The 17422-nt window shown below is 70.5% G+C and carries 18 protein-coding genes; 7 read left to right on the top strand and 11 right to left on the bottom strand.

Annotated features, from left to right (window positions below; translation table 11 throughout):
• Nucleotides 1-27 precede the first annotated feature (27 nt).
• The 8 genes from QCN29_RS26255 to QCN29_RS26220 form a co-directional block, all read right to left on the bottom strand.
• Nucleotides 28-216 carry a hypothetical protein gene (locus tag QCN29_RS26255; protein WP_279931245.1) on the bottom strand — a complete coding sequence of 63 codons (189 nt, stop codon included), beginning with the start codon at nucleotides 214-216 and terminating at the stop codon, nucleotides 28-30.
• Nucleotides 217-240: 24 nt separating this feature from the next.
• Complete coding sequence (locus QCN29_RS26250) at nucleotides 241-1128, bottom strand: type II secretion system F family protein (RefSeq protein WP_279931270.1); 888 nt, start codon at nucleotides 1126-1128, stop codon at nucleotides 241-243.
• A gap of 5 nt (nucleotides 1129-1133) precedes the next feature.
• A complete protein-coding gene (locus tag QCN29_RS26245) occupies nucleotides 1134-2054 on the bottom strand; it encodes a type II secretion system F family protein (RefSeq protein ID WP_279931243.1) in 921 nt (306 codons plus the stop codon).
• Nucleotides 2051-3619: a CpaF family protein gene (locus tag QCN29_RS26240; protein ID WP_279931242.1), complete on the bottom strand. Its 1569-nt coding sequence runs from the start codon at nucleotides 3617-3619 to the stop codon at nucleotides 2051-2053. Before QCN29_RS26240 ends, QCN29_RS26245 begins: the two co-directional genes overlap by 4 nt.
• Entirely contained in the window at nucleotides 3612-4481 is an 870-nt protein-coding gene (locus tag QCN29_RS26235) for a hypothetical protein (RefSeq protein WP_279931241.1), read from the bottom strand. The genes QCN29_RS26240 and QCN29_RS26235 overlap by 8 nt, the downstream gene beginning before the upstream one ends.
• Nucleotides 4482-4484: 3 nt before the next feature.
• The gene (locus tag QCN29_RS26230; RefSeq protein WP_279931240.1) at nucleotides 4485-5168 is read right to left on the bottom strand and encodes an SAF domain-containing protein; all 684 of its coding nucleotides are present in this window, start codon (nucleotides 5166-5168) and stop codon (nucleotides 4485-4487) included.
• Nucleotides 5169-5206: 38 nt separating this feature from the next.
• A complete protein-coding gene (locus tag QCN29_RS26225; protein ID WP_398859999.1) occupies nucleotides 5207-5983 on the bottom strand; it encodes an ATP/GTP-binding protein in 777 nt (258 codons plus the stop codon).
• A 128-nt stretch (nucleotides 5984-6111) separates the two neighbouring features.
• A complete protein-coding gene (locus QCN29_RS26220; protein ID WP_279931238.1) occupies nucleotides 6112-6633 on the bottom strand; it encodes a hypothetical protein in 522 nt (173 codons plus the stop codon).
• Nucleotides 6634-7691: 1058 nt separating this feature from the next.
• Here QCN29_RS26220 and QCN29_RS26215 point away from each other — a divergent pair.
• The gene (locus tag QCN29_RS26215; RefSeq protein WP_279931237.1) at nucleotides 7692-7874 is read left to right on the top strand and encodes a hypothetical protein; all 183 of its coding nucleotides are present in this window, start codon (nucleotides 7692-7694) and stop codon (nucleotides 7872-7874) included.
• A gap of 42 nt (nucleotides 7875-7916) precedes the next feature.
• Here QCN29_RS26215 and QCN29_RS26210 read toward each other — a convergent pair whose 3' ends face one another.
• On the bottom strand, nucleotides 7917-8564 hold the full coding sequence (locus tag QCN29_RS26210) for a hypothetical protein (RefSeq protein WP_279931236.1): 648 nt from the start codon (nucleotides 8562-8564) through the stop codon (nucleotides 7917-7919).
• 892 nt (nucleotides 8565-9456) lie between these two features.
• On the bottom strand, nucleotides 9457-10707 hold the full coding sequence (locus tag QCN29_RS26205) for a transcriptional regulator (RefSeq protein WP_279931235.1): 1251 nt from the start codon (nucleotides 10705-10707) through the stop codon (nucleotides 9457-9459).
• Nucleotides 10708-10937: 230 nt separating this feature from the next.
• On the opposite strand from QCN29_RS26205, the gene QCN29_RS26200 reads away from it, so the two are divergent.
• From QCN29_RS26200 to QCN29_RS26180, 5 genes are all read left to right on the top strand, one after another.
• The gene (locus QCN29_RS26200; protein WP_279931234.1) at nucleotides 10938-11573 is read left to right on the top strand and encodes a hypothetical protein; all 636 of its coding nucleotides are present in this window, start codon (nucleotides 10938-10940) and stop codon (nucleotides 11571-11573) included.
• Between the two features lie 5 nt (nucleotides 11574-11578).
• The gene (locus QCN29_RS26195) at nucleotides 11579-12193 is read left to right on the top strand and encodes a hypothetical protein (RefSeq protein ID WP_279931233.1); all 615 of its coding nucleotides are present in this window, start codon (nucleotides 11579-11581) and stop codon (nucleotides 12191-12193) included.
• Nucleotides 12194-12226: 33 nt separating this feature from the next.
• The gene (locus tag QCN29_RS26190) at nucleotides 12227-12391 is read left to right on the top strand and encodes a hypothetical protein (protein WP_279931232.1); all 165 of its coding nucleotides are present in this window, start codon (nucleotides 12227-12229) and stop codon (nucleotides 12389-12391) included.
• Nucleotides 12392-12493: 102 nt separating this feature from the next.
• Nucleotides 12494-13666 carry a YcaO-like family protein gene (locus QCN29_RS26185; protein ID WP_279931231.1) on the top strand — a complete coding sequence of 391 codons (1173 nt, stop codon included), beginning with the start codon at nucleotides 12494-12496 and terminating at the stop codon, nucleotides 13664-13666.
• The gene (locus tag QCN29_RS26180) at nucleotides 13663-15069 is read left to right on the top strand and encodes a TfuA-like protein (RefSeq protein ID WP_279931229.1); all 1407 of its coding nucleotides are present in this window, start codon (nucleotides 13663-13665) and stop codon (nucleotides 15067-15069) included. Before QCN29_RS26185 ends, QCN29_RS26180 begins: the two co-directional genes overlap by 4 nt.
• Here QCN29_RS26180 and QCN29_RS26175 read toward each other — a convergent pair.
• The gene (locus QCN29_RS26175) at nucleotides 14988-16226 is read right to left on the bottom strand and encodes an MFS transporter (RefSeq protein WP_279931227.1); all 1239 of its coding nucleotides are present in this window, start codon (nucleotides 16224-16226) and stop codon (nucleotides 14988-14990) included. The two genes, QCN29_RS26180 and QCN29_RS26175, sit on opposite strands and share 82 nt — an antisense overlap.
• Between QCN29_RS26175 and QCN29_RS26170 the strand changes: the two genes are divergently transcribed.
• Nucleotides 16153-17394 (top strand): DUF6083 domain-containing protein, encoded by a 1242-nt coding sequence (locus tag QCN29_RS26170; RefSeq protein ID WP_279931225.1) that lies wholly within the window; start codon nucleotides 16153-16155, stop codon nucleotides 17392-17394. The genes QCN29_RS26175 and QCN29_RS26170 overlap by 74 nt on opposite strands.
• Nucleotides 17395-17422 lie beyond the last annotated feature (28 nt).

Below are 17422 nucleotides of genomic sequence, written 5' to 3'. Positions count from 1 at the left end.
CCTCTCGTGTTCGTCGGCAGCCGCTGGTCAGCCGCCGTTGATGATGCCGATCTTCTCCATGAGCTTGGTGCGGATGGCGAGTACCAGCAGGCCGGCGCCGACGAGCAGAGCGCCGGCGATGAGGGCCAGTTCGGCGGAGGTCTGTCCGGCGTCCTTGCCGGCCTTGAGCGCCTCAAAGCGGCCGCGGATCCACACGGTCAGGGTCTGGATGTCCATGGGTGGTTTCCCCCTTCTTTTGGTTCAGCTTCCGAGGATGGTGATCGTGATGGGGATCATCACGAAGACGAGCATGAGGATGACGCCGGCGGTGACGGGCAGGATCATCGCGGCGCTTGCCGCGTTGGCCTGGGCCTTGGCGTCGGACAGCAGTGCGATGCGCAGCTGGCGGGCCTGGGCTTGGAGGGTGGTGTAGACGGCGGCGCCGTCGCCGGCGAGGGCGAGGGTGTCGGCCGGGCGGGTTAGCTCGGGGATGTCGAGTTCGTCGCCGAGCTGCTTGAGGGCGTCCCAGACGGTGACGCCGGCGAGGTCGGCCTGGTGGAAGACCTGCCGCATGCGGACGAAGATGAAGGTGTTGCCGACCTCGGCGGTCTGGGTCAGGGCCTGGGCGGCGCCGGAGTTGGCGATGCGGGCGAGCGCGACGCGCTCGAGGTAGGAGGCGGCGGCGTGCCGCACGATCAGGCGCGCCGCGGCCGCTTCCCGGGCGACTTCCTTGCCGGGCCACACCCAGAACAGGCCGGCCATGGCCAGGGAGACGAGCGTCGGCAGTGCGAACGGCAGCGGGCTGCCGGCCAGGGCGAGCAGGGCCTGGAGCAGCTGCGGGAGCAGCAGTCCGTACAGGGCGAACAGGAACCTTTTGCCGAGGTGTTCAGCCGGGCTGATGCTCAGCAGGTTCAGGTCTCGGGTGGGCAGGGTCATGCGGCCGCCGAGCTCGCCGAGCAGCCGGCTGCCGACGCGCTCGGGAAGGGTGCCGGTGGTCTTGGGTGCGGCCGACGGCAGCAGCGGCCCGCTGGTCTTGGCGACGTCCAGGCGGTCCAGCGCGGAGGTGAGGTCGCGCCGGGCGGGCATGGCGGCGCGGACGGCCAGGCCGATCAGGGCGCCGGCGGCAGCCGCGGGCAGGACGGCCTCCATCGGGATCACCGGGTGCCTCCCGTCAAGGTGAGCTGCGTGTTCGCGGGCAGCGGGTCGATGAGGCGCGGGTCGGGCTGGGTCCGGGCAATCGTGCGGAGCCAGCGCAGCGTGTACGCGAACAGGCCGCCGAGGACGGCGAGGACGATCTGCCCGAGCGGTGACTGGTACCAGGCGGACCAGGCGTCGTTGAGCATGCAGCCGACGACGACCACGCAGATGACCATGGAGACCATGCGGGAGGATTTGCGGACCTTGGCGCGGTCGGCCTCGATGTCGCGGGCGTCGGCGGCTTGCTGGTGGATCGTGACGGCCAGGGCCTCCAGTGCGTCCGCCAGGCCGGGGCCTTTGTAGACGGCGTGGGACTGGAACAGCAGCACGACGTGGTCGCTGACGCCGTCGGCGAGCTCGTCGGCGAACAGCGCGAAGGCGTCCTCGGCTTCCATGCCGGAGCGCAGCCGGTCCGCCAGGGCGCGTACGTTCGGCGCGATCGGCGTGGGGGCTGCCTTGGCAGAGGCCCGGATGGTCTGGGTGAGGGAGATGCCGGCTTGGTGGACGCCGGCGAGGTGGTTGAGCCACTGCCCGAGTGCTTCGAGGCGTTCGATGCGCTGGGTGGCGGCGGTGCCGGGGTTGAGGACGTAGGGCAGGCCGAGTACCGCGGCGCCGGCGAGGATGCCGTGGACGGGCCAGCCGGTCCAGGCCCACACCACGAGTGTGACGATGCCGGCGGTGGTGATCAGGTGGCGCCAGCGGCGCTGCCACTTCTCCGGCAGCTCCGCCTTGGCGCGCTGGATCCGGCCGGTGAGGCGGGACTTCGGCTTCGCCGGGTCGGGGACGCGGCCGCGGATCTCCCGTACGGCGACCACGACCGCGATGACGGCGAGCACGGCGCAGCAGGCTGCGACGAGGGCAAGCTGGGAGGTGTTCACCGGGTAGCCCTCACCGTCGTCAGGGGCCCCATCCAGGCACCGAAGGGGTTGTCGGTGAGCCACTCGCGGCGCAGCAGGCCGGTGAGTTCGAGGTCGTCGATGAAGGTGGGCATGTTCTTGTAGACGGCGCGGACCTCTCCGGCCTGCGGGCCGAACAGGTCGGTGGTGACCGGGCGGCCGCCTTCGCCGACGATGTCGTGGACCTCGTACACGTGGCTGACGAACCGGTGTTTCTGGCCGCCGATCGCGGTCTCGTCCAGGTAGGTCAGGTAGACGACGACGTCGATCGCGGAGGCGATCAGGTGGTGGGCGGCGTCGGTCTGCATGCCGGCCTCGGTACACAGCTGGACCAGGCGGGAGATGATGGCGTGTGGCCGTCGCACGTGCAGGGTGCACATCGAGCCGGAGCCGCCGGCGGACATGGCCTGCAGCATCGGCACGATCTCGGTGGAGCGGACCTCGCCGACGATGACACGGGTGGCGTTGTAGCGCAGGGCCGTGGCGAACATGTCGGAGATGGTGACCTCGCCGGCGTTGTTGCCGCCGCGGACCTCGCCGTTGGACTGCCTGGCCTCGAACGCGTATGTCACCGGTCCGGGCTTGGGGCCGGGCTCGTCCAGGTAGAGCTCGCGGTCCGATTCGAGGGTGACCAGCCGCTCCGAGGGCGGGATCTCCCGCCCGAGCGCGCGCAGCAGCGATGTCTTGCCGGCGCCCATGTCGCCGACGACCAGGATGTTCATCTTGGCGTGGACGCACGCGGTCAGGAACCGCTCCAGCATCGGGTTGATGGAGCCCCACTGGACCAGTTCGGCGATGCCGTGCTGCCGGATGCGGTGGCGTCGGATGACCACCGAGGGCCGGGTGGTGAGCAGGGAGGCGGTGACGCGGGAGCCGTCGGGCATGCGGAAGCCGACCATGGGGGTGGCCTGGGTCAGGGCGCGCTCGCCGTGGCCGGACAGGCGGGCCATGCGGTTGACCCAGCTGATGAGCTCTTCGTGGCTGTCGGCAACCTTCTCGATCGTCTGCCGGGGCCGGTCGTGGTACTCGACGTGGGCGCGGAGCCCGTCGACCATCACGTCCTCGACGCCGTCCTGGTCGAGCAGCGACTGCAGCCGACCGCCCCGGTACATGGAGTCGAACACCGCGGTGCCGATCGCGGCTTCCTGCTCGGCCGTGAGCGGGGTGTTGCCCTGGGCGTACTTGGTGGCCCAGTCTGCGACGGCGTTGCGTACCAGGCGCTTGGCGAGTGCCCGGCGGTCGGGTTCTTCCAGGAGCTTGTCGGGGTCCTCGGTGCTGAGCTGTTTCGAGACCAGCGCCTGCAGGTCCTCGATGACGTCCCAGCCGACCGGGATCTCGCCCGGAAGACCGGCCAGCCGCGGAACGTCGCCAGCGCCGCTCGCGCCGGCCGGGACGGCGGGGGGAACGGTCGGCGTCGCGGGGGCGGCCGGTGCGGGGGCCGCGGGGCGGCGCTGGCCGATGCGTCCAGTGAGCAGGCCGGCGATGTCCTCGCGGCCCATGGGGGCCGGCTGGCCGTTCACACCGGGGCGCTGGTGAGTGTCAGCCACGGGATCCTCCCCTCTCGCTCAGGCGCTGCAGCACGCCGGCCAGCTGCGGGTTGGCGGGCCGAGCCGGGTACTGCTTCTGGATGTGCCGGCGGGACGCGGCCGCTTCGAACTGCTCGGTGGCGGTGCGGGCATGGCGCAGCAGAGGGCTGCGGCCGTAGCCGCGGGGAGGTCGGCCGCCGTTCGTGAAGTAGCCCGCGGTGCTGGGGTCGAAGGGCAGGGCGGCCAGGACGGGGCACGTGAGGGCCTCGGCGACCTGGTGGGCGCGGTACGGGCCGTCCTCGATGAGCAGCAGACCGAGTGCGTCGGATCCGCTGCCGCGTTCGGCTAGCTCGGTACGCAGCGGGTCGATGACGTGCCGGGCGAGAGTCAGGGACTGCTCGGTGCCGCGGACGACGAGCAGGACCAGGTCCGCATGGTGCAGCAGGGGCGCCGGGGTGAGGGTGGTGTGCAGCCGGCCGGACTCGAGCGCGAGACGGCCGGCGTCGATGAAGACGTCGTATCCCGCCTCGTCAGCCAGGACGTGCATGACCTCCGACAGGGCCGGCCAGGTCCGGCCCAGCGCGGCAGCCTGGGCCGGGTCGGTCAGCCCAGGGAGCAGCTTGCGGTGACCGGCCTCATCCATCGACCAGAGGTGGGAGGCGAAGGCCTGGGCCAGGGCATCCGGGCCCGTGCGCTCGGCGGCGGCCAGGTGGTAGAGGCCGAAGCCGGCGCCGACTTCGCCCTGCAGGAAGCCGGCCCTTATGGTGCCGCCGGCCGGATCGCACTCGGCGAGCAGGCTGGGCCGCTTCGAGGCGAGGGTGAGAGCGAGGGCGGCGGCGGTGACGCCGCAGGACTTTGCGGAGACGAGTGCGGTGACGGGCATGAGTCAGCTCCGCGGTTCACGCACGAGGGCGATGCGGCCCTGGGCTGCGCGGGTGGCCAGCAGCGGGCCGTCTGTCGGGGAGACGGCGAGGTTGACCACGACGTTGCCGGAGGCGTCCGGACGGGAGACGGTGACGACGACGGCGTTGACGGTCGACGGCGGCGCCTCGGCTTCCTTGGCCGTCTGCTGCTCGCCCTGGGCGGGCGTGGTGACGGCGAGGACCTTGTCACCGGGTGCGAGGGTTCCTGCCGGGGCCTGGCCGCGCTTGACCTGGACGCCGACCTGCTGCTTGTCGTCGCCCAAGCCGGTGCCCTCGGCGAGTTGGGAGGCGGTGAGCAGACCGCCCTTGCGCAGGTCGACGGCCGGCCGTTTGCCCACCATGGACGCCTTCTGCGACGCGGGCAAGGGGGTGAGGGCAGCGTCGGCGCTCACCTCGGCGACGGTCAGATCGGCCGTGGTCAGCGCCTGGCCGGCCGGGACGTCGCGGGCGATGGCCAGGACCTTGGCGCGGTCGCTGGCCGAGGTGACGGCCGCAGCCGCGCCGAGGCCGGCGAGGACGGCTAGGACGATGCACAGCGCGGCGACCGACCAGCGGCGCTCCCGCTTGACCGGCGCGGTGGTGGTGATGGGGACCTCGGGGCGTGCCGGAGCGGCCGGGCGCGGCACCGGCGGCGCGGGGGTTTCCATGCGGTGGTGTGCCTCTCGAAGTGCTGAGCGGGTCGGAGCTAGTTGAGGACCTGAACCTCGGCGACGGTGATGTCCACAGCGCTGTCGCGGACTTCCGTGAGCTGGCCGGTCGGGCCGCTGGTCGCTACCCAGTCGATCGTCCAGGTGGACGTCGCGGTCACGTGGAACCTGCCGGAGCCCGTGGTCGACGAAGGAACGTTGTAGCGGTGGCCGCAGTCCGGCGACGGCTTCTTGCCGTACTCGGCCCTGTAGGGAGTGCCGGCCGTGGTGCAGGTGACCGTCTTGCCGTCGCCCATCTGCCACACGATCTTGCTGACCTTGGCGGTGGCGGTGACGGTGATGCCGCCGGCGGATGCGCTTGCCACGTTGGGGCCGTACGTCTCCGGCCCCTTCTCGGTCCACATGTAGACCGGCATGCCAACCACGCCCTTGCCGCCCGGCCTCGGGGTGATACCGATCTCCGGGGCACGCAGCAGCATCTTGTCGAGAGCCTGCTGCGCCAGGACAGCCGGATCGACCGGTGGAGCAGCTGGCGGACCTCCCGGCCCCCCGTAGAGGGTTTCGGTGATCATCGTCGATGCTCCGCTGGTCGTGAAGTAGCGGCAGGTGCGTACGTAGACGGCGCCACCATCGGCAGGGTCGTGGCCCTCCCACACCTCGCTATTCGCTGGCGGCTGAGGCTCCAGCTTCTGCGCAGGAGTGCACTCGGGAGGCTTCGCTTTTCCCTTGCCCTCGCCGCCGTTGGTCCCGGCCGTACCAGCGCCCTGCTCGGCCTGGCCGGAGCCGCCGGGCTCCCCTGGGACTTCGACCTCCACTTGGCAGGTGAACAGACCGCACTCCGCCCCTCCTGTGCCACCAGCAGGGTCGTCATCGGCGTAGGCGGGGCCGGAGAGCGTCAGAGCGGCCAGGCTGAGCGCGGCGGCGGCCGCAGTGCGCCTGCGGGTCAGCATGACTTGTCCTGGGGTTCATCGCGGATGACGCGCCACCCTTCGGGCCAGCGTTCGACTGTGGTGACGATGACGTACTTCGTGAGTCGGTTGGACGGCAGGGTGACAGGCTTCTTGGTGGTGGCGTCCACAACCTGCCACCGGGAGATGTCCAGGCAACTGGCGAGCGTCACATTGGGGATCTCACGGTTGATGTCGGCTTTGGTCACGGTGGGGTTTTCGACGACCACCTCTCCGATGTGAATCCGGTTGCGGTCGTGGGCACGCTTGGCATCTGACTCCGCGGCCGTCAGTGCTGCGGCTGCCGCGTACTGTTTGAGGTTCGCGCTCTTGCGGCTGCGATCCGCATAGAGCTTCTCCATCTCCCGCCAATAGGCCTGGTAGGAGGCGATGGCGTCCTTCTTGGCGGTCTCAGTGGGGTCCGCCGGCTTGGCCGACTGGGTGGCCGAAGGTGTGGGTGAAGCCTTGGGGTCGTCGCCCTTCGAGTCGTTGGAGCTGCAGGCCGAAACGGCGGTCACGGCGCAGGCCGTCAAGAGGAGGGCTGCGGACCGCGTCCAGTTCCGTTCGCGAAGTAGTGATCGACCTGATCGTGCCGGCAGTGCCACTGTCCCTCCCCGTGTGTTGTTCCGCTGCGTCTCTCGGCCAGCAGCGTCGTGCCTGCGGTAATGGCTCCGTTGTGGCCTCAACCACAACAAGTGGCCAGCCTGTTCCCATACGTTACGCAACGATCCTCCAACGGCCCAGTCTGTTTGAGCAGTTCAGAACCACAAGGCGGGTGCGAAACCGCCACAATTCCAGACGCTGGGAGAAGTGCAACCGAATTCGGCCAGCGCTTCCCGGCCCGCGGGATGGGTTCAAGGAATTCGCGACCGGTAACAATGTCGACTCATCGGCAATGTGGTGCGCACGCCGGCGTGAAGAGGCAGGCGACAGTCAACGGAATGACCGAGCCGGTCATCTTCCGAGAGACGGCGAAGCTGCACGGCATCGACAGCCAACCGGGCCATGTTCGAGGCCTTTGCCCGCTCCTCGGCCGAGCGATCGCGCTCACCTCCCCGAGGCCGCTGTCCGCCAAGAGGTGACCCGCTGATGGCCGAGATCCGGATCAGGGGCGCGAGCGTCGAGGAACAGGAGCAGGTCACGGACCTGATGAGGAAGGCCCTCGCGGCGTACCCGGTACCGGTCGCCGTGGACGAACCGCGCCGTCTGCAGAACCGGCGGTCCGAACCCGGCACCCCCGCGTACCGGATCGACGATGCTGAAGGTGTTCGAGACGCTGGGGGTCAGGCTCGCCGTCGACCCCGTTCAGGCAGGCACGAGGGAGGACCTGGTCCTCAACCTCGCGCACGGCCTGGTCGGCGCCGCCGAGCAGCACGCCATGCGCGCCGAGCAGGCCGCCCGCGCGGCCGGTACCCGGGATCGAGCAGATCGGCGAGGCCACTGGGCAGGCCTTCAACGCGGCGGGCTGCCGCAACGCGACCGAGGACGCCACGCTGTTGTCCTGGCGCTCACAGGCCCTGGCGCAGGCAATCGGCCAAGTGAACGGGCATCACAAGCCCGATGAGCTGATAAGACGGTGGCGCTGGTCGCGGCGGCCTTGCTGGCCGCCACGCACACGATGCGCGATCCGGTCCGCGGCGCCACCGAAACCAAGGAAGCGGCCTGGGCGGTGCGCGCCTCGGCTGCCGCCCTCGACAAGGCGCTGACCACCGGGCCCGGTCTGAAGGTTCTCGCCGACCTGCTCGACATCGCGGACTGACTCCGCCGCCTCGTGAAGGGGCCCGGGGTCCCCCGACTGGAGCTATCCGCGGAGCAGAGACACGATCGAGGCGAGCGAACCTACGATTCCGAACCGGGTGGCGAACGGTTCAATGCAGAGCCTCCACATGGACTCGCGCAGTTCCGGTGTGTCCCCTTCTGACGCTGCCTGGCTCTGGAGTTCGTCTATGAGCGCATTCCCTCCGGGATGCTCGCCCAGGTCGTGCCGAAGCCGGTCGAGAATCGTGATCAGGTCGGCGTGTTCCAGGCCGGTGTTCTGCTGGTTATGGCTTCCAGCGATGGCACTGCCGCCCCGGGACGCTGCGGAGGCGTGGCCGCTGCCGAGACTTACGGCGGCGCCCGCGCCGATGTCACCGACGCTGATGTTGGGCTGGGGGGCCTGCGGGTGGTGCTGACTGTGGTCGGTCACGTTCCCTCTCACGGTCTGGGCGTTGCTTGCTCCGGCGGCCAGGCTGCTGTCGTGCACCTCTCCGTACACGACGTTGCTGCCGACGAAGGTGTTGACGTTCGGGGCAGACCGCTGCTGGCGGGTGGTCAGGAAGAACGACAGAGTCTGCTTGGAGCGCACGAAGTCGATACCGTTGGCGGTCAGCGCGATACGGTGGGGCCGGGGTGCGCGGTCGGCCACGAGAATGCCTCTGGCTTCCAGGTAGGCGACGGCGACGTCCACCTCATCCCATGTGACCTCGGTGCCGCAGAACCACCACTCCTTGGCCGCGGCGAACGTCTGCAGGTCCGCCGAGCCCCCGACGGGGAGTTGTGATACGCCCAGCGGGGCAGCCAGTTGTTCAGGTGCGTCTCACGTTCGGCTCGTGACTCCGAATGCTCCCGCAACTCCCGGGCCTTGGCCACGCCTGCCCGGGTCAAGCGGATAAGGGGGGAACGGCGGTTGGCCTGGTTGACCGCACGCTCCGCCCAGCCGCGTACCACGAGATGGGAGACCACGGCCTGCTCGTCGGCCGCGTCCAGCCTGGCGGCTCCCATGATCCTTCCTGCATGGAGGATCTGCTCCGGGTCGTTGCCCATGGCGTCGAAAGCGCTCTGCAGGAATCGGTCGGCGTACACCTCGATTGTCACGCCGTCCATCGTAGGGCGGGAGAACACCACGCCCCCGAGACGAGCGTGAGCAGGGGTCCTGGGGCGCCCACTCACCAGTTCACCCGGAGAACCGACCGGCCCCAAAGCCCGGAGAACCGACCGGCCCCAAAGTACGTGAGTCCCGGAGTCACAGACTTCGGGACTCGGCCGTGCTGGGGACAGGTCAGACGAAGGGGGGCGTAGCGGGATGACGTGTGCCGACACAGCGGTATCTCCGCTCCCGCCCCGGCCGCCGAGGAGCACACCGTGCACGTCGAGCGGGAGGAGCCCGCCCGCCGCGGCGGACGCCAGATGAGCGGGCGCCGAGACCGAGTGCCCGCCCGTGAGGTCACGCCGGAACGAGCAAGCCCAGCGCCGAAACGGGGGATTCGGCGCTGGGCTGTTGGCCCACTCTGCCACGGAATTGCCCGTCCGTACCCTGATTGAACCTTTGGGTGCTCCGCACGACAGAGCCCTGTCAGGTGTTAGGCGAGAGCTTGCCCAAGAAGGTCCCGTGGGCGGCCATCGAGTGCCTGGTGCAGGACCTCGGCCCGAGACCGGATCAGGCCGCCACGGTAGGGGGCCGGGAGACGGTCGAAGATGCCTGCCGCCATCTCGGCAGACGCCGAAGGGTCGCCGTCGAGGCGCAGACAGGCGGCGGTGTCCATCACGATCAGGGCCCGGGTCATCACCGATGGGGAATCGGTGAGGGCGAGGGCATCGTCCTGGGCCGAGTAGGCGGCCCCGGTGTCCCCGAGGAGGGTGTACGCCTGGGAGAGGTGGACGAAGTGCTTCTGTCCCGGATAGCCGAACCAGGTGTCTGCTGTCTCCTGTCCGTCGAGGCGTTCCACGAGGTTCCGCACGTCCGTGACTGCCAACCGGGCGCCCCGAAGGTCACCGATGGCGGCCAGGGAACGAGCCGTGACCGCCGCCGCCAACGCGCCGGCGGCGGTGGGCGTTCGACCGGCGGCCCTACGGGCTCGGGAGGCGATCCGTACCGCCGTCTCGGGAGCTCCGTAGTTCAGCGGCACCATCGCGTGCCGTGCCAGCACCCAGGCGGTCATCCTGCGGTCACCGGACTCGCGAGCCGCCTTCTCCGCCGTCGCGAACCATCGGAACGCGTCCCCCTTGTCACCGCGATCGTGCTGGACGATGGCGACGAGACCGGCAATCCCCGCAGCGGTACGGGCGAGATCAGCGCGTGCCCCGGCGGGATGTGGCTGGTTGAGGACCTGACCGAGGAGATCGAGGTCCGCCTGCATTTCGCTCAGCACGTCGTCGGGAGCCCGGCCGTGGTAGCCACCCCGATGCCGCTCGAATGCCGACTCCAGGTAAGCCAGATCACCGGCTCCGGAGCCCGTGAGGGCCCCGTCGATGCCCTCTCGCGCCTGCGCGATGCCCGGCAACGCGGTTGAACCTACGGCCGCGGCCGCCACCCCGAGGAAACTGCGTCGCTTCACGTCCTCTTTCTCCCTGCGCTGGCTACGTCGGTACTGCCGCGATGCGGCGACGGCCCGCTGCACGTCCGCGACGCTCAGCCCGTATGCGCGGGCGATCGTCTCGTGCCAGTCCGGGACCGGTAACCGCTTCTCCAGTTCCCACCGCTTGATGTTCTCCCAGTCGAACCACCGGCCGCCCTGGGCCTGTTGGACGACCTTGGCCTGCTGATCTCGGGTGCGTCCGGCGCGTTCGCGGATCGATCGAAGTAAGACGCCGATGCCGTCCGGGGCCACCATGACACTTTCCCTCCGTCGCCGTCGGGTGCGGCCCTCATCCTGGCCCCCCGGAGCGGCCCCCCGCCGGGAAACGCACCCCTTCGTGGCCCCTCATTCCTTGTGTTCCCCGGCAGTTCAATGGGCGAACGCCGCCGACCCCTCGGCTCGCCGCCGGAACGGCTTCGGCTGCGGGTCGAGGTTCCACCGGCCGCACGGCGCCACCCGGACAGACAGACCAACTGGAGGGGATCATGGACACCGCAGCACCCGTGGATCGGCTGCCGGCTCGCGCCGCATGGGAGGAGACGGGAACAGCAATCGTTCCCGGTGTCCTGGAGCCCGACCGCTTCAAGGCCCTGGTCGAGGAGGCACACGGCCGGATCGACCTGGTCACCCCGCACGTCCACGAGCACACCGCCGCGCACCGTGACGGCAGCTTCGCCTCCCCGGTCCACTGCGGCTTCATCCCGCCCGGCCCGGTGCTGGAGACCCTGGCCTACGACAAGACCCTGCTGATGACCCTGCGCGAGGCCACCGGCATTCCCCGGCTGATCCCGCGCGGTGGCGCCGTCGTCCTCTACAAGGAAGGCGACTTCCAGGGCCTGCACGTGGACTCGGTGAAGTCCACCGTGACCGTCGCCGTCGCGCTGACCGAGGACCTGCCGCCGATGGGCTGGGCCCCCGACCTGCTGGGAGCCTTCCCCGACCGCTTGGGGGAAGTCGTCGCCGAGCACGGCATGTTCCCCGAGGGGGAGGGCTTCACGACCCTGGCCCACCCGTACGGCGACGGCAGTGTCCGGGCGTTCGCCGGGTACCACGTGCCGCACTGGCGCCGGCCGGTCACGTCGACGGGCCTGCTGGTGACGATGTCGTTCATGGACCTGTGATGGCCATGACCCCACGTCAGCTCTGGCTGGCGGAAGGACGGGCGGTCGTTCCGGAGAATGTGGTCGACCCCGGGCTCTGGGAGGAGCTTGCCAAGGAGGCCAACCGGTGCGAGCCGCACGCGGTCGTCCGCCACAACCGGCGGCCGGGCCTGCTGGTGATGCGGGACGGCTCGATCACCTCCCCCCAGCGATGCCGCGTTCACACCGGGGGAGACGCGCTCAGCCGACTGGCCATGTCCAAGGGCCTCGCGGAGGTGGCGGGCGAGGCGACCGGCCGGGCCCGGATGACCCCGATCCGCTTCGGCCTGAAGTTCTACGAGCCCGGCGACTACATGCACGTCCACCGCGACGACGGGAAGTGTGAGATCACCTTCTCGTGCGGCCTGACCCCCGGTCTCGTCTCGATGGGCTGGTTGCCCCGCCTGCGGTGGCTGACCACCCAGCAGGTGGCCGACCGCCTCGGTGACACCCCGTACCCCGACGGCGGCGAGACCTTCCCGGTCCGCCACCGCGTCCTCACCGGATTCGACGGAAGCCGAATCCCCCACTGGCGTACCCCGCTCGACTCCCAGTCGCGCGAGGTACTGATCACCATCTGCTTCACCGACCTCTCGGTGTAGCAGCGTCCTTCCCCAGACCCAGGAGGAACGACCATGTCCCAGCAGATCCCGTCCGCCACGACGCAGGCCGTGGACCCGGCCGACTTCGTGGCCGAGCTGCACGCCGAGGGCAACATGCCGCAGAACTCCGGCGGCGACCCGGCCGTGCCGGACTCCGCCTTCCCCGACAACCACACCTACCCGCTGCCGTCCGCCTGACGGCTCCGCAGGCGGTAGCTGAACCCGCCCGGCCGCCGGGGCACCCTTCACGACTGGGTGTCCCGGCGGCCGGGCTTCGGCATCTGCGAAGGGAAGAGCCCCATGCGCAAGGCGTACTTCGACGGCACCCACCGGACCCGTCATCCCGACGAGACCTGGGAGGCGATCCAACCGCTGCTGATGGCGTACGGCATCACCCGCGTCGCCGACGTGACCGGGCTGGATGACCTCGGTATCCCGGTGACCATGGCCGTGCGGCCGCTGGCCCGCACCTTGTCCGTCGCCCAGGGCAAGGGCGTGACGCTGGCCGCCGCCCGGGTCTCCGGGGCCATGGAGGCGATCGAGGCATGGCACGGCGAGCGGGCCGTCCCGACCGCCGAAGTGCGGGCGCCGACCGACGGTCTCGGCCTGGACCTGCCCTATGGGGTCACCGCCCTGGAGAGCCACCCCGGCTCTCTGGTCACCTGCCGGACCGTCCTGGACTGGATCACGGCACGATCGGCACTGGACGGCGAACCCACGCTCGTTCCGGCGGCGTGCGTGCAGTTGGGCCGGGAAGCCCACGCCCGGTGGCGGCTGCACCTGCCCAGCGCGTCCACGAACGGTCTCGCCTCCGGCAACACGCGCGCCGAGGCCGTCGTCCACGCCCTGGCCGAGCTGATCGAGCGCGACACGATCAGTGCGCTGGCCGACGGGTCGGGGCACGGCCGTCTCATCGACCCCGGCACGGTCGAGGACGAGCACTGTGCGGCCCTGGTCGACCGGGTGCGGGCGGCAGGGGCCTGGCTGGAGCTGTGGCACCTGCCGAACCGGTTCGAGGTGCCCGTCATCAGCTGCTATCTGTGGCGCGAGGACCAGCCGGCCCTGCTGGTCTCCGGCTCCGGTGCCCACCTGGACCCCCACGTGGCCCTGTCGAGGGCGATCACGGAAGCGGCTCAGTCCCGGCTCACCCAGATCACCGGCAGCCGGGAGGACATCCACCCGGCCGCCTACCGGCCCGCCGTGCACCACGGACCCCAGCAGTCCGCCGGCCGTGGCGCCAAATGGGCGGAAGTCGCCGCGCAGCACACCACCGGCTTCGCCACGGACGAAGGCGAGGCCGAGCACCTGGCGGCCCGCATCAGCGCGGTCACCGGCCACTCCCCGCTGGTCGTGGACCTCACCCACGGACCCCACCAGCGACGTGAGTTCGCCGTCGTCAAGGTGCTGGCCCCGGCCCTGCGCTACGACGCGCGGCACGTCATCCCCCGACCGACCCAGGAGGCAGTCGCGTGAGCGTTCAAGTCTTCTCCGGCCCCACCGTGCCCGCCGCCCGCGTCAGGGAAGTCCTCCCCGACGCCGTGACGCACCCCCCGGTCCGACACGGGGACCTGATGCGGCTCGGAGCCGGCCCCGGCGACACGGTGCTGATCATCGACGGTCTCTGGCACCAGAGCGCCCCGGTACGGCACAAGGAGATCCTGGCGCTGCTGGCCGACGGCGTCACTGTGGTTGGCGCCGCCAGCATGGGAGCCCTGCGGGCCGCCGAGCTCGCTCCGTACGGCATGGTCGGCATCGGGCGGATCTTCGAGGACTTCCGCAGCGGCGCCCTGGACGCGGACGACGAAGTCGCCGTGCTCCACACCGACGACGACCGCCCACTGTCCGAAGCCCTGGTGAACCTGCGGGCCGCTCTGACCCGGGCGGCCGCCGACGGACAGATGGAGACCACCGAAGCGACCCGGCTGGCCCACCTGGCTCGCTCCCTGCCCTACACCCGCCGGTCCTGGACCGCCCTGGGCCGCCTCGCGGCAGGGGAGGGGTTGAAGACCGCGTTCAACCGGGCGGATGCCTGGCGTCGCGTGCACCCCTGCGACGCCAAGCGAGAGGACGCCGAGCGGGCCCTTGCCCTGGTGGCCGCCGGCCTGCCCCCGGCCCCCGGCACAGCCGGGGCATGGGCTGGCGAGCCGTGGCAGACCAGCTTCGTCCGGTACTGGCAGGCGACCTTCCGGCCGGTCGCGGAGGCGAGCGGGCAGTCCGTGAACTGCCTCGCTCTCCTGAACTATCAGCAGCTCTACGACCCGGGGTTCCCCAGCCGGTGGCGCACGCGGGTCCTGGCTGCTCTCGCGCAGGAAGAGGGCGACGACGTGTGCCGCCCGGTGCGAGCCGCGGCGGTGGAACGGTCCGCTCTACGGCGCGTTGCCGAGGCCGGTGTGGAGCTGGGCGGCATGTCCGGCGACCAGCTCGCCCACTGGCTCACCGAGGACGAGGTGAGCCAGCTCCCGCCGGAGGAGGCGCTGGTGCGGATCGTCGTCCGCTCCGCCCGCCTGGACGGAGCTTGGACGGTGTGGCCGGTCACGGTGGCCGAAGCGGGCGACCTGATCGGCCCCGTCCCTTCAGTGGCCGAGGCCGTGGCCGCCGCGTTCACCTTCAACGCCGAGGTCGAGGCGGCCGACCCTCACCACACCACGGCCCACCTGAGCGCTGACCGCATCACCGCATCGCTGGTCCAGCGGTGGGGGCTGCCCGAACGGTGCGGCCGGACCGTGCTCGACGCGGCGGCCCGGGACCGGGCGTTCCGCGACTTCGCCGGCGCCGTCGAGGTGGCCCGAGCGTTCTACCTCTCCGCCCGCGCCGGAACTGCCGGGCCGTCGCCCTCCTTGGTCACCAGCGGCGCGAGGCAAAGCCCCCGGACCTGAGCAATGGCCAGCGGCACGACAGCGGCGGCCGTAATGATCAGGGCGCCCACCGCCAGTGTCGTGCGAAGCCCGAACACCTCAGAGGCGGGGCCCGCCAGGAGGTATCCGAAGGGCACGGGAAGGATCTGCCCGAGCGTCGAGTAGGACAGGGTCCGGCCCAGCCGGTCCGCCGGAATCCTCTCCTGCACCAACGAGGCCCACACGGTCATGCTGACCGCCAGCCCCGAGCCCGCCAATGCCGTGGCGGCCGCGAGGACGGGCAGCGGTACGGACGCCGCCATCGCTCCCAGCGGCACCGCCATGGAACCGGTGCCCGCACAGACCACGAGCCCGACACGGCGCGGCTTCCACATGAGGGCGAGCGCCGCCCCGGCCACCAGCCCCGCGGTGAAGCCGGACACCACCACACCCCACGGAGCGGCGCCGCCGAGAACCCGCTGTCCGTACACCGGGCCCAGGAGCTGGTAGCCGACCAGCCACACGGGAACGATCACGGCGGCCTGGCAGACCATCACCCACAACCAGCGGCGGGAGCGGAAGTCATCCCAGCCCTCGCGCAGGTCGGCGGTGAAGCCGGTCCGGACCTTCACGTTCTTGGCCTTGAGGCTGATCCGGGAAAAGAGCAGGGCCGAGGCGGCGAACGTGAGAGCGTCCCAGCCGAGGGCCCAGCCAGGGCCGACCACGGCGACCAGGACGCCGCCCAGGGCGGGCCCCGCCACCTTCACGGTGTTCTGCCCGATCTTCAGCAGGGCATTGGCCGCGTGCCGGAGTTCGGCCGGGACGACCTCCACGACGATGCCGCCGGCCGCGGGGGTGAAGAAGGCCCCCGCCGCCCCACAGACGGCCGACATCGCCACCAGGTGCCAGACCCGGGCCGTACCCGAGAGAAGCAGGAGCACCGCCGCCGCCTCCGCGGCCGCGCAGACGACGTTGGACCACACCATGACTCGGTGTCGGGGCAGCCGGTCCGCGACGACGCCGCCGACGAGCAGCAGCAGGATCTGGGGTACGACGCTCGCCGCGAGAACCGCGCCCAGCGCACCGGGCCCGCCGCCGATCTTGAGCACCGCGAAGGCCAGCCCGATGGGCGCCACGGCCGAGCCGGTCCAGGAGAGCAGGCGGGCGGCGAAGTGCAGCCGGTACGGTCTGATCGCCAAGGGGGCGCTTGCCTCCCGGACCCGGGCCGCCCAGCTGATACGTGGGACGGGCCCCGCTGGATTCCGGTCGTGCAGCCGCGCCTTACGCAAGATCCAACTCCACCCAAAGAACACGAAATCCCGGCAGCGAGGCGCCACCGGGAGGGTCGCCCCGACTCTAGAGCAACCCGAAGATCGTCTGTCGCAGACGCACCAACAGGCACCCGCAGAGCCAACAGCGGGGCGGCTGGTGCGCGAGTTCCCCTCCCACCTCGTGCCCGAGCGCTACCGGTGGTCCGTGTTCAACGGCCTGGTCTATCTCGCGGACGGCGGAGGGGCGGGTTGCCGGATCGTGCACCCGACGGTGTGCCCCGCACTCGACCACGATGACGATCCCGTGCTGCGCGGCCTGCGCCGGAGCTACGCGGTGACTACGAGGAAGTGGATTCACGAACGGGCTTTTGTCCCGGCGCCTCGCAAGGTGTTGGAAGAGAATGTGGTCGAGCAGCTGGTTCAGGCCGGCCCCGGTCCCCGGCACGTCATCACCTACACGTGCTGGACCTGGCTTGCGCCGTCCTCGCTGGACCAAATCCGTTGCGTCGCCATCGCCGCCAGCACCGGGGAACGATGTAAGAAGACGGTACTCTCGGACGACCTCTACGAGAGGCACTGGACGCAGGTCGACATCCCTGTTCCTCCAGGCCGCGCGGGACAGAACACCCTGTGGGCCGAGCAGAAGATGTGGGTGTACGACCTGAACGCCCTCTACCCCGACCAGTACAAGCGGTGGAGGGACCAGCACTGTCCAGAACACTTCGACAGCAGCGCGCCGGACGCGACTGTGCCGCAATGGGTCGTCTTCGACACCTTCCGGCACAGCGACTTCATCACCTACGAGCGGCCAAAGATCACCCAGGAGCGTAGGCGCGAGGATCATCCTCTGCTGGGGCTGCTACGACCCGTGTCGACGGGGTCTCAGTGCAGCGGCGAATCGTGCACCAACCGCAGCCACCGCAAGGAGCAAGAAGGGTGGCTGTGCTGGACGTGCACTCCCCTCGCGCGTCGGCGCGCGCGGATCCACGAGAAGTGGCAAGCCCCGCCCCCCGAGGACGAGCCGCCTTTTTGTTGGGGACCGGCGCTGTCGGATTCGATGCGTCGCGGCTGGGCCGTTTCATCTCGTTCACGGTGAATTGACCCGGCAGCTCGGGGCGCGAGCC

The sequence above is a fragment of the Streptomyces chengmaiensis genome, assembly GCF_029846775.1.
Taxonomy (GTDB): Bacteria; Actinomycetota; Actinomycetes; order Streptomycetales; family Streptomycetaceae; genus Streptomyces; species Streptomyces chengmaiensis.
This window is presented reverse-complemented; position numbering and strand designations above follow the sequence as displayed.

What these genes read in the sequence shown, in the direction of transcription:
- QCN29_RS26255 (WP_279931245.1), bottom strand. Translation starts at nt 216, where the DNA reads ATGGACATCCAGACCCTGACCGTGTGGATCCGCGGCCGCTTTGAGGCG.
- QCN29_RS26250 (WP_279931270.1), bottom strand. Translation starts at nt 1,128, where the DNA reads ATGGAGGCCGTCCTGCCCGCGGCTGCCGCCGGCGCCCTGATCGGCCTG.
- QCN29_RS26235 (WP_279931241.1), bottom strand. Translation starts at nt 4,481, where the DNA reads ATGCCCGTCACCGCACTCGTCTCCGCAAAGTCCTGCGGCGTCACCGCC.
- QCN29_RS26230 (WP_279931240.1), bottom strand. Translation starts at nt 5,168, where the DNA reads ATGGAAACCCCCGCGCCGCCGGTGCCGCGCCCGGCCGCTCCGGCACGC.
- QCN29_RS26205 (WP_279931235.1), bottom strand. Translation starts at nt 10,707, where the DNA reads ATGGTGGCCCCGGACGGCATCGGCGTCTTACTTCGATCGATCCGCGAA.
- QCN29_RS26200 (WP_279931234.1), top strand. Translation starts at nt 10,938, where the DNA reads ATGGACACCGCAGCACCCGTGGATCGGCTGCCGGCTCGCGCCGCATGG.
- QCN29_RS26195 (WP_279931233.1), top strand. Translation starts at nt 11,579, where the DNA reads ATGACCCCACGTCAGCTCTGGCTGGCGGAAGGACGGGCGGTCGTTCCG.
- QCN29_RS26190 (WP_279931232.1), top strand. Translation starts at nt 12,227, where the DNA reads ATGTCCCAGCAGATCCCGTCCGCCACGACGCAGGCCGTGGACCCGGCC.
- QCN29_RS26185 (WP_279931231.1), top strand. Translation starts at nt 12,494, where the DNA reads ATGCGCAAGGCGTACTTCGACGGCACCCACCGGACCCGTCATCCCGAC.
- QCN29_RS26170 (WP_279931225.1), top strand. Translation starts at nt 16,153, where the DNA reads ATGGGCGCCACGGCCGAGCCGGTCCAGGAGAGCAGGCGGGCGGCGAAG.